This is a genomic window from Streptomyces sp. NPDC059477 (genome assembly GCF_042749375.1).
Classification (GTDB): domain Bacteria; phylum Actinomycetota; class Actinomycetes; order Streptomycetales; family Streptomycetaceae; genus Streptomyces.
In genome coordinates, this window is record NZ_JBHYUG010000037.1 from 5,574 (window position 1) to 15,086 (window position 9,513).

At 71.3% G+C, this 9,513-nt stretch carries 8 protein-coding genes; 2 read left to right on the forward strand and 6 right to left on the reverse strand.

The window, feature by feature from the left end:
- Positions 1–218: 218 nt before the first annotated feature.
- From ACFXAZ_RS19790 to ACFXAZ_RS19815, 6 genes are all read right to left on the reverse strand, one after another.
- Entirely contained in the window at positions 219–1,022 is an 804-nt protein-coding gene (locus ACFXAZ_RS19790) for an IclR family transcriptional regulator (protein ID WP_384592527.1), read from the reverse strand.
- A gap of 120 nt (positions 1,023–1,142) precedes the next feature.
- Positions 1,143–1,997 (reverse strand): alpha/beta fold hydrolase, encoded by an 855-nt coding sequence (locus tag ACFXAZ_RS19795; RefSeq protein WP_384592530.1) that lies wholly within the window; start codon positions 1,995–1,997, stop codon positions 1,143–1,145.
- A 215-nt stretch (positions 1,998–2,212) separates the two neighbouring features.
- Positions 2,213–3,103 carry an alpha/beta fold hydrolase gene (locus ACFXAZ_RS19800; protein ID WP_384592532.1) on the reverse strand — a complete coding sequence of 297 codons (891 nt, stop codon included), beginning with the start codon at positions 3,101–3,103 and terminating at the stop codon, positions 2,213–2,215.
- Between the two features lie 133 nt (positions 3,104–3,236).
- Positions 3,237–4,742: a deacylase gene (locus ACFXAZ_RS19805; RefSeq protein ID WP_384592535.1), complete on the reverse strand. Its 1,506-nt coding sequence runs from the start codon at positions 4,740–4,742 to the stop codon at positions 3,237–3,239.
- Positions 4,739–5,695 (reverse strand): catechol 1,2-dioxygenase, encoded by a 957-nt coding sequence (locus ACFXAZ_RS19810; RefSeq protein ID WP_384592538.1) that lies wholly within the window; start codon positions 5,693–5,695, stop codon positions 4,739–4,741. Before ACFXAZ_RS19810 ends, ACFXAZ_RS19805 begins: the two co-directional genes overlap by 4 nt.
- A gap of 174 nt (positions 5,696–5,869) precedes the next feature.
- Positions 5,870–7,096 carry a Rieske 2Fe-2S domain-containing protein gene (locus ACFXAZ_RS19815; RefSeq protein ID WP_384592541.1) on the reverse strand — a complete coding sequence of 409 codons (1,227 nt, stop codon included), beginning with the start codon at positions 7,094–7,096 and terminating at the stop codon, positions 5,870–5,872.
- Between the two features lie 461 nt (positions 7,097–7,557).
- Between ACFXAZ_RS19815 and ACFXAZ_RS19820 the strand changes: the two genes are divergently transcribed.
- Positions 7,558–8,544 (forward strand): NAD(P)/FAD-dependent oxidoreductase, encoded by a 987-nt coding sequence (locus ACFXAZ_RS19820; protein ID WP_384592544.1) that lies wholly within the window; start codon positions 7,558–7,560, stop codon positions 8,542–8,544.
- Positions 8,545–8,569: 25 nt separating this feature from the next.
- Entirely contained in the window at positions 8,570–8,905 is a 336-nt protein-coding gene (locus ACFXAZ_RS19825) for an indolepyruvate ferredoxin oxidoreductase subunit alpha (protein WP_384592547.1), read from the forward strand.
- Positions 8,906–9,513 lie beyond the last annotated feature (608 nt).

Sequence of the window (9,513 nt, forward strand, 5' to 3'; positions counted from 1 at the left end):
TGACTCCGGAGGGTGTGTGGTTCGTTTCGTCAGCGGGAGGGTGGGGCGGAGGGAGGCACACTGCCCGCGGAGCGGGGTGCGGCCCGTATCCCCCAGCCGGGGGATACGGCCCGTGGGAGGTGGGCCGACGCGCCGGACGGAGGGCCGGACGGGGGGCCGGACGGATCAGGGCGGGCGGTCTCGGAGGAAGTACGTCGCGCGGGCGCGGTGGACCCGGGTCAGCCGCTGCTCATGGCCGTGATCGTCTTGCTGACCCGCCGCCCCGCCAGCTCCAGCAGTCCGGCGTACTTGCGCACATCGGCCCGGAACACGGGTGCGGTCACCGACAGCGCGCCCATGGTCGTCCCCGTGGCGCCGACGAGCGGGACGGCGACGCTGAGATAGCCCACCCTGGTCTGCTCGTACTCGACGGCATGGCCGGTGTCCCGGGCCCGCGCCAGTTCCTTCAGCAGCAGGCCGGGCGTGGCGACGGTACGTGGGGTGATCCGTTCCAGCGGCGCGGCGACGACCTCGTCGACGAGGGAGTGCGGGCCGAACGCGAGCAGCACCTTGCCCGTCGCCGTGCAATGCAGCGGCAGCCGCCCGGCCACCCGCGACGGCTTGGAGACCTGTCCGTGGCCCGGGACCTTCTCCAGATACAGCACCTCGCGGCCGTCGAGCACGGCGAGATGGATGGTCTCGCTGGTCGACTGATGGAGATCCTCCATGTACGGCCGCGCGGCATCGCGGAGAATGCGCTGCCGGGGCACCCGCTGCCCGATCTCGAACAATCGCATCCCGAGCCGGTAGTCGGAGCCGTGGCGCTCCAGTACGCCCCACCGGAGCAGCTCCTGCGCCAGGCGGTGGACGGATGCCTTGGCCATGCCGGATCGGCGGGTGATCTCGGTGAGGCTGAGGTGTTCGTCGTCGTGACCGAACGATTCGAGGATGAGCTGCACCTTGCCGAGCACGCTCTTGGCGCCGGCGTCGCTCTTCGCGTCCGCGTCGGCGCTCTCCGCAGTACCCTCGATGATTCCCGACATTTCCGAAGGATCGGTCAGCGGACCGATTCCGGTCAAGGGATCGGTTCCGCTGACCGAACCGGTTCGCCTCTACGCGAAGGCCGTGGCGGGCACCGCGTTCGCGGGGATCCGGACGCCGTCTCAGCCGGCGGCCCGGTGCAGAAAGTCCAGGCTGATCGTGTTGTAGTGGGCGGCCTGCTCATGCTGCGGCCAGTGCCCGCAGTCATCGAGCAGTTCTATCCGGGAGTTCGGGATCGCCCGGTGCATGGCCGCCGCCTCGGGGACGTCGCCGAACGGGTTCTGCCGGCCCCAGACGACCAGAGTCGGCTGGGTGATCCGGGCGAGATCCTCGGGGCGCAGCAGATTGCGCAGGCGGCGCTCCATGTCCTGGAGCGAGAGCAGATTGTCGACGTTCGCGACGAAGTCGGGCTGGTGGTAGATGGCGTGACGGACCTCGACGAGTTCCTCGGTGGCGTCCCGGTCGTCGGCCATGAGGAGCCTGAGGCGCCCGCGTGTCAGGTCGATGTCGTCGCTCAGGACCGCCTGTCTGGTGCTGGCGCGGATCCGCGCCATGACCTCGGGGTCGGCGACGGTGCCGCCGGCGCACAGCAGTTGCAGGCTGATGACTCGTCCGGGGTGCTCGATGGCGGCCCTGGCGCCCACCCACCCGCCGAGGGACTCCCCGACGATGTGCGCGCGCTCGATCCCGGCCGCGTCGAGGTAGTCCAGCAGGTGGCCGACGTAGTCGCTGATCTCGTACGGTGCGGCGGGCTTGCCGGTGTGGCCGTGGCCGAGCATGTCGATGGCGTGCAGGTCGTACGCGGCGTGCGCGGCGATGTTGCGGGCGAAGGCTTCGAGGTGTCCGCTGGTGCCGTGCAGAAACACCACGGCCGGTGCGTCGGGGTCTCCGGCGCGCAGGGTGCGGGTCCTGATCCCGTTGGCGTCGACGTACTCCACGCGGTGGGTGATCGGGCCCAGTTCGGTCCAGATGCTCACGGGTACTGCTCCGATTCTTTCGGGGCGGGTGCTTGGCTCGGTGTCGGCGGGGCGGGCTACTCCTGTTGATGGCAGGGCTACTTCTGGTTGATGGCGGGACTACTTCTGGTTGATGCGGTGCACCTGGGTGTTGCTGCGTGCCCACCACCCGCGCAGCAGGACGGCCGACACCAGTAGTGCGATCAGGGCCTTCACCCGGTTCTCCTTCGTCGTGGTCATGAGCGGGCCCCCTGGCGTACGGGCCGGTGCGCGGGGGCCGGGTCGAGGGAGTCGAGGAAGCCCGCGGCGACGGAGTGGAAGGCGTACGGGCGCTCCTCCTGGAGGTGATGGGAGGCGTGGTCCATGACATGCAGATTCCCGTTCGGGACCATGCGGGCCAGCATCAGCGGATAGTCGGGCGTCAGGAACGCGTCGTGCATGCCCCACAGGAACAGGGTCGGTGCCTGGACGAGTGCGAGTTCCCGGTCGAGGTCCTGCCACTGACCGCGCGGCGCGTCGGAGCCCGCGGCGAGTTCACGCTCGCCGGGATCGAGGCTCTGCTCGTACCGCAGGTCGAGGGTCTCGGCGGGCAGCCGGTCGCCGTCGTACCACTCCAGTCGGGTGATGAGCCGGCGCATCTTCTCCCGGGTCGGGCCCTCGCCGCCGTAGTAGGCGTCCCGGGCGTTACGGCCCCGGCGGCCTCCCTCGGGCAGGGGTGCGAGCGGGCCGTGGAACACGGGCATGCTGCCGGTCACCACGAGTGCGCGGACCCGGTCGGGATGCTTGGCGGCGAGGTTGAGCGCGATCGTGCCGCCCCAGGAGTTGCAGACGAAGTCGGCGCGCTCCACACCCAGGGTGTCGAGGAGGGCGACCGTCTTCGCCGCGTGGTGGTCCCACATGGGGCCGCTGATCGGGGACTTCTCGGACTTGCCGTACTGGTGGATGTCGACGAGGAGGCAGCGCCGGTCGGCGGCGAACAGGGGGGCGACGGGCCCGAAGTCGCTCCAGGCCGTGCAGCCGGGACCGCCGCCGTGCAGGAACACGGTGTCGGGGCCGCTGCCGAGGTCGTGGTAGTGGTAGCGGATGCCTCCGCCGTCGGCGTACCGGCTTTCCGGGGGTGGTGGCATGTCGGTCCTTCTTTCGGTCGTGAGGGTGCTCGGGCTCTCGGCCGTACGGGCACTCGGCCGTACGGGCACTCGGCCGTACGGGCACTCGGCCGTACGGGCACTCGGCCGTACGGGTGGTCAGGCGGGCGGGTGGTCAGGCGGGCGGCGGGGTGGCAGTGGTCGAGAGCGTGATCCGGGCCAGGACCTCGCACAGGCGTCGCATGGCGCGTACGTCGACGGTGTTCATGCCGCGCGCGAAATCGGTCTCGAACCGCTTCGACGCCACCTTCGGCATTCCGACGCGGGCGGTGGGGATGCCCCGTGACCGCAGGATGTTCGCGTCGGTCGCGCCGCTGTTGTCGGGTACCGCCCGGTGCGGCGCTCCGGCCGTCCGTTCCCATGCCGCCACCGCGGTGCGCACGATCGGCGCGTCGGGCGGGGTGCTCGTGCCCGGGATCGCGAGGATGAGTTCGAGCCCCAGTTCCACGCCGAGTTCCGCTGACAGCCGGGCCGTGTACGCCGCGAGTTCGCGTTTGGCGGCCATCGGCGTGGTGCCCGGCGCGATCCGCAGGTCGAGCCGGATCCGGCAGGCCGCGGGCGTCACTGCGGGCATACGCTCCCAGCCGCCCGCGATCGATCCGATGACACCCTGCGGCGCGGCGGTGGCCGTCCGGTGCCGCTCGGGGTGGCCGGCGAGCCAGAGTTCGAGCCGGGTGACGACCTCGGCGGCGGTGACGACGGGGTTGCGGTAGGGCAGCCGGTGACGGCTGCCGGCGTAGGTGTGGATTCCGGGCACGGTGATCTCGAACCAGCACAGGCCCACCTCCTCATGGGCGATGAAGTCGCCGGGCTTGGCGATCACCGCGTGGTCGGTGTGCCAGCCCCGCTCCAGCAGGAAGGAACAGCCGACGCCGTGTCCGGTGTTGGCCCGCGCGGGGTGGCCGGGCGCTTCGATCGCGTTGGTCGGCATACCGCCCGCGCCGAAGGCGACCACGACGTCGCCGACCAGGGCGGGCCTGACCTCACCGAGCGCTTCGGCGAGCACCAGGACGCAGGCGGCATGCCCCTTGGGGTTGCTTGCGCCCAGCCCGGAGACGTAGGGGCCGTCGTCCTCGGCCCTGGGCAGCATGTCGGGGCGCAGCCGCTCGCCGATCCACGGCAGGTCGATGCCTTCGTCGCCGGTGGTGAGCGTGTCGATCGGGGCGTAGAGCATCAGGTCGTCTCCGCCGCCGTGACCGCGCAGTCTGCCGACGGCGTTGGCCTGGTGCGCGTCGAGGTGCTGGGCGGTGGCGGCGAATCCGGCGGCGGTCAGGCGGTCGGCGATGAGGTGCGCGAGGGGTGCCTCGCGGCCGGTTGGGCTGGGCGTCGCAGTGAGAGCGTGGGCCGCCTGGCGCAGGCGGTCCTCGGTGATGCGGGCGAGCAGTTGGGCCAGGACCGCCTCGGTCCGCGGGTCGGTGGGGCTCGCTGGCGGGGCGGTCGGGTCGGTGCGGCTCTCTGTCGGGGCGGCTGGGTCGGTGCGGCCCGCTGCCGAGACGGCCGGGTGGGCAGGGCCCGCTGCCGGGACGGCCGAGTCGGTGCGGCTCTCTGCCGAGACGGCCGGGTGGGCGCGGCCCACTGCCGGGACGGCCGGGTCGGTGTCTCTCGCCGCCGCCCCGGTCATGACGGCGCACCCCGTCCGCTGGCGGGGTCGATCAGGGCGACGCCCATGCCCGTGAGCCACTCGGGCATCGGCGCGTACGTCAGGCTCCGGCCCGGGGCGAATCCCAGCGCGGCGGCCATGGCCAGCCAGGTCCGCAGTTCCTGCCCGCCGTTGCCCGCGACTGCCTCGATCTGCTCGCTGGACAGGTCCAGATAGCGTTCGAGGCGGCCGTGCTCCAGCGCGGCGAGGAACTCCGTGTCGAACGCGGGGAAGATCACCGGCGGGGCGGCGGTGATGATCTCGCGTCGCCTCCCGTCGTAGCGCTCCCAGTCCTGGCGTCCGTTCAGCCAGGCCTCCACGAGGAACTCCTCGTCCTCGCCATGGGGATCACGCCAGTCGGACGGCCAGGGCAGTTGGTGCGAGAGGCCGCCCGAGGCGATCACCGCGACGCGCCGGTCCTCGGGCATGGCGTCGATGGCGGTCGCGATGTTGCGTCCCAGCGCCGCGCAGCGGCCCAGCCTCGGCAGCGGGGCGGCGAACACATTCACCACCAGGGGGACGACCGGTATGCCGAGGCCGCGCAGGACGTACTGGATGGCGTGACTCTGGCCGTGGTCGATCTGGAGGCGGGCGGAGAGCGCGACCTCGGTGCCCCGTTCGACAAGGTGCCCCGCGAGTGCCTGGGCGAATTCGGGGTCGGTGCGCTGCGGGCCCTTGGGCGTCCCGGACTCTCCGGAGGCGATGACCTCGCCCACCCCGAGGGTGAACGCCGGGATCAGATCGAGCCAGAAGCCCCGGAAGTGGTTCGACCCGATGATGATCGCGACATCGGGCCGGGCGGCGGCGACGGCTTCGCGGGCCTCGTCCAGCGCGTCACGGAACCGTTCCGCCCGGTCGGTGTGCACCACCTGGTCCCAGTGGGTGTTCATCAGGGTGGAGTGGGACGCTCCGACCCCGAGCACGATGTGTGCCATGTCCCTGTCCCTCGCTTTTCGGAAGGTGCTGCTTCCCCGAGCGGTGCTTCGCCGAGTGGTGCTGCTTCCCCGGCCGTGCAATTTCCCGGGCCGTTCTGTTTCCTGGGGTGCCGGTTCCCTGGGGTGCCCGTTCCCTGGAGTGCCCGTTCCTGGGCGGTGCCGTTCGGCACCGGCTCAGTCCGCAGGCGGCGGGCCGGGCGGATGGATACCGTCGCCGCGCAGTCGTTCGGCCCGTGCCTCGCAGGTGTCCTCGGCGAGCTTGCGCCACCTCAGCAGCGAGTCGTCGGGGCGGTAGAGACGTTCCGGCGGCGCGTCGGTCACCTCCACCATCCACCGGTCCTGACCCGAGAACTGGCCGTGGAAGAGCCACCGGACAAAGCCGAGGTACTTGGCGTAGAAGGGCAGCGTCCTGATGCCCCGGGTGAATTCGACCAGGGCGCCGACATACAGGTGGCTGTCCTGGTCGACGGGGACGTAGAACTCGTAGTGGATGAAGGTCGGGTAGACGATGCGCAGCACCCCGGGCATGCTCACCGAGGCGAATCCGGGGTAGTCCTGCGCGGCGATGACCGGGTTCACCTCGCGATGCCCGCCGGTGTTCCCGATGTTGGCGACCGCCTTCGGCGGCTTCAGCTTGAACCAGGCCTGGTTGCTCCATTTCCCGAGACCCGGGAAGTCGGCCTCCCAGTGCTGCTCGTCCTGTACGCGGTAGATCCATCGGCCGCGCTGGACGACGCGGGTCTCGTTCCAGACCGGCATCGGTTTGAACAGCCGCCACAGGGCCGTACGGTGCAGATACTTGGCGTGGCCCTCGTCGTAGCCGTTCTCGCAGGCGAAGCGCCAGTTGCCCGGACGGGGCTGGATGCGCGAGCCGACGATCGCGGCGTTGTCCACGAGTTCCTCGGGGAGTTGATCGTCGATCGGCGGGGCGTCCTCGCCGTCGCCGACGAAGACCCACACCATGCCGAGGCGCTCGGCGGTCGGGTAGGTCGGCTGGGTCACCTTCCCGCAGATAGGGGACGCCGGACCGTCGGTGATCGCGGCCTTCAGCTCGCCGCTGCGGAGGTCGAACGTCCAGCCGTGGTAGGGGCAGGAGATGGTGCCCGGGAATTGCTGACTGCCTTCGCTGAGGGGGACTCCCCGGTGCGGGCAGCGATCCCTCAGCGCGTAGACCGTGCCGCTGTCGCGGAGCAGCACGATCTTCTCGCCGAGGAGGGTGATCTGCCTCGGTCTGCCGGTGACCTGCGAGGAGTAGGTGACCGGGTACCAGTAGCCGCGGAATCCCGCGGCGGCGGCCTGATAGCGGGGCCAGCTCGACCAGTCCTGCCGGCCGGGCAGTCCGCCCGGCCGGGAGGGGCGACGGCGCGGGGCGGTGGCCTTCTGCCCGCTCGGTACGCTCATGACCGCTCCATTCGGATCATCGGCGGCTGCCGTGTGCAACCGGAACGTCCGGAAGTCCACCACCGGAACCGCCCGCTCCCAAGGCCGGCGTTCTGCTGACCGAACCGGCGTCCGTGATGCGCCGACCGTTCCGCTGAGCGGTCCCAAACGCGTGCCGGGCCAGTGCCGGCGCATCTAACGTCCACAGGGCAAGCCGCACGGGCTCCTGATCCGCACCACCGCCCCGGCCCCGATCCGCACCACCGCCCGGACTCCGGATCCGCGCCGCCACCCGGACTCCGGATCCGCGCCGCCACCCGGCCGAGGTCGTCCGACCACCGGACGGCGTCCATCCGAATCCCGCGCACGGTGACCCAGGTCCCCCCTTCACCGTGACCGGGTCCCGCGCGATCCCCGAATCCGTCAAACGCGTCCCCGCGCCGCAGGGCGAGCCCCTCGCACCGTGACCCAAGGAGGCCGGCATGTCCGCATCCCCCGTCCGCACCGACATCCTCATCGTCGGCGCGGGACCGACCGGGCTGTACGGTGCCTACTGCGCCGGGTTCCGTGGCCTCGGCACGGTCGTCGTCGACGCCCTGCCGCAGCCCGGCGGCCAGGTCGGCGCGCTGTACCCGCAGAAAGAGATCCGCGATGTCGCGGGCATCCCGGGTGTGCGCGGGCGGGACTTCGTCGCCGCGCTCCTCTCCCAGGCCGAGACCTACCGGCCGCGTTATCTGCTCGGCCGGCAGGCCGTCTCGCTGGCACGATCGGCGGCGGGCCGACCGCAGGTGACACTCGCCGACGGACAGGTCATCGACGCGGGCGCGGTCGTCCTCACCGCGGGCATCGGCACCTTCACCCCCCGGGCGCTGCCGGCCGGCGAGGAGTTCCTGGGCCGCGGTCTGAGTTACTTCGTCCCCGATCCCGCCGTGCACGCCGGTCATGACGTCCTCGTCGTCGGGGGCGGGGACAGCGCCGTGGACTGGGCGCTCGCCCTCGGGCCGATCGCCCGTTCGGTGACCCTGGTGCACCGCCGGGAGACCTTCCGCGCGCATGCGGCGAGCGTCAGCGCCGTCACCACGGGCGGGGCGCGGATCATCACCAACGCCGAGGTCGAGGCGCTGGCCGGCGACGGCGCCCTCCAGGAGGCCCGCGTCCGGGTACGCGGCGAGGACAGGCCGCGGGTACTGCGGGCCGACAGTGTCATCGCCGCGCTCGGCTTCGTCAGCAACCTCGGCCCGCTCGCCGCGTGGGGCCTGGAACTGCGGCGCCGCTCCGTCGTCGTCGACAGCCGTATGCGCACCAGCCTCGACCGGGTGTACGCGGCGGGGGACATCACCGAGTACGAGGGCAAGGTCCGGCTGATGTCCGTCGGCTTCGGCGAGGTCGCGACCGCGGTGAACAACGCGGCGGTCGTCCTCGATCCCGGGCTGTCCCTCTTTCCCGGCCACTCCACCGAAACCGTCTGACCACCGACCGATCGGAGATACCACCGTGTCCTATGTCATCGGCGCGAACTGCATCGACGTCACCGACCGTGCCTGCCTGGACGTCTGCCCGGTCGACTGCATCTACGTCGGCGACCGCAAGAGTTACATCAACGCCAACGAGTGCATCGACTGCGGGGCCTGCGAACCCGAGTGCCCGGTCGACGCGATCTTCATCGACCGCACGGCCCGCGCCGATGAGGCCAGGGCGGTGTTCGTCGCGGATTCGATCACCTTCTTCACCGAGCCACTGCCGGGCCGCGACACGCCCCTGGGAGACCCGGGCGGGGCGGGGGCGGTCGGCGAACTGGGCGTCGACACGGCGATGGTGAACTCCTATTGACTGCGGCGGACGGTTCCCAGGGGGTTTTCCGCTCACCGCAGTTCAGTGCCCGGTGGGCGTGACACGGGAGAGACCGGGGCCGCTTCGGCACTGGCCGCCCCCTGCCCACTACCCACTACCCACTACTAAACCTGCACGCCCCGCCGAGGTTGCGTCACAGGCGGCCTCCAGCAGCCACAACGAAACGTCGGGTGCACTTGTCGGTGGTGCCATGGGTGCTCCCACCGCCACGGAACCGCAGGGCACCACCGGCCAACGGAACCACAGGGGCACCACCAGCCATCCGTCGGTCGAGCATCACCGCGGAGATCGCCCGCACGTCGTACGGCGAACTACCTCTCCGCACTTCACTCCCCCGGGTGAGGAGGCTATGCGGCTCGTCATAGGACCTCCGGAAACCAATTGGATGGGGCAGGGGAGAGTGGGTTGCCCTCTTTCCCCTAGTGCCATCCACTTTGACCTTGGAAGGAAGTATGGATCCCTTTCGACCCCCGAGGGTGCCCCGGGGGGGGGGGGGGCCCCCCCCCCCCCCCCCGCCACCCCCCCCCCCCCCCCCCCCACACCCCACCACCCCACCACCCCCCCCCCCCCCCCCCCCCCCCCCACAG

Coding starts and splice junctions, on each gene's coding strand:
- ACFXAZ_RS19790 (WP_384592527.1), bottom strand. CDS start 1,022: ATGTCGGGAATCATCGAGGGTACTGCGGAGAGCGCCGACGCGGACGCG.
- ACFXAZ_RS19800 (WP_384592532.1), bottom strand. CDS start 3,103: ATGCCACCACCCCCGGAAAGCCGGTACGCCGACGGCGGAGGCATCCGC.
- ACFXAZ_RS19805 (WP_384592535.1), bottom strand. CDS start 4,742: ATGACCGGGGCGGCGGCGAGAGACACCGACCCGGCCGTCCCGGCAGTG.
- ACFXAZ_RS19810 (WP_384592538.1), bottom strand. CDS start 5,695: ATGGCACACATCGTGCTCGGGGTCGGAGCGTCCCACTCCACCCTGATG.
- ACFXAZ_RS19815 (WP_384592541.1), bottom strand. CDS start 7,096: ATGAGCGTACCGAGCGGGCAGAAGGCCACCGCCCCGCGCCGTCGCCCC.
- ACFXAZ_RS19820 (WP_384592544.1), top strand. CDS start 7,558: ATGTCCGCATCCCCCGTCCGCACCGACATCCTCATCGTCGGCGCGGGA.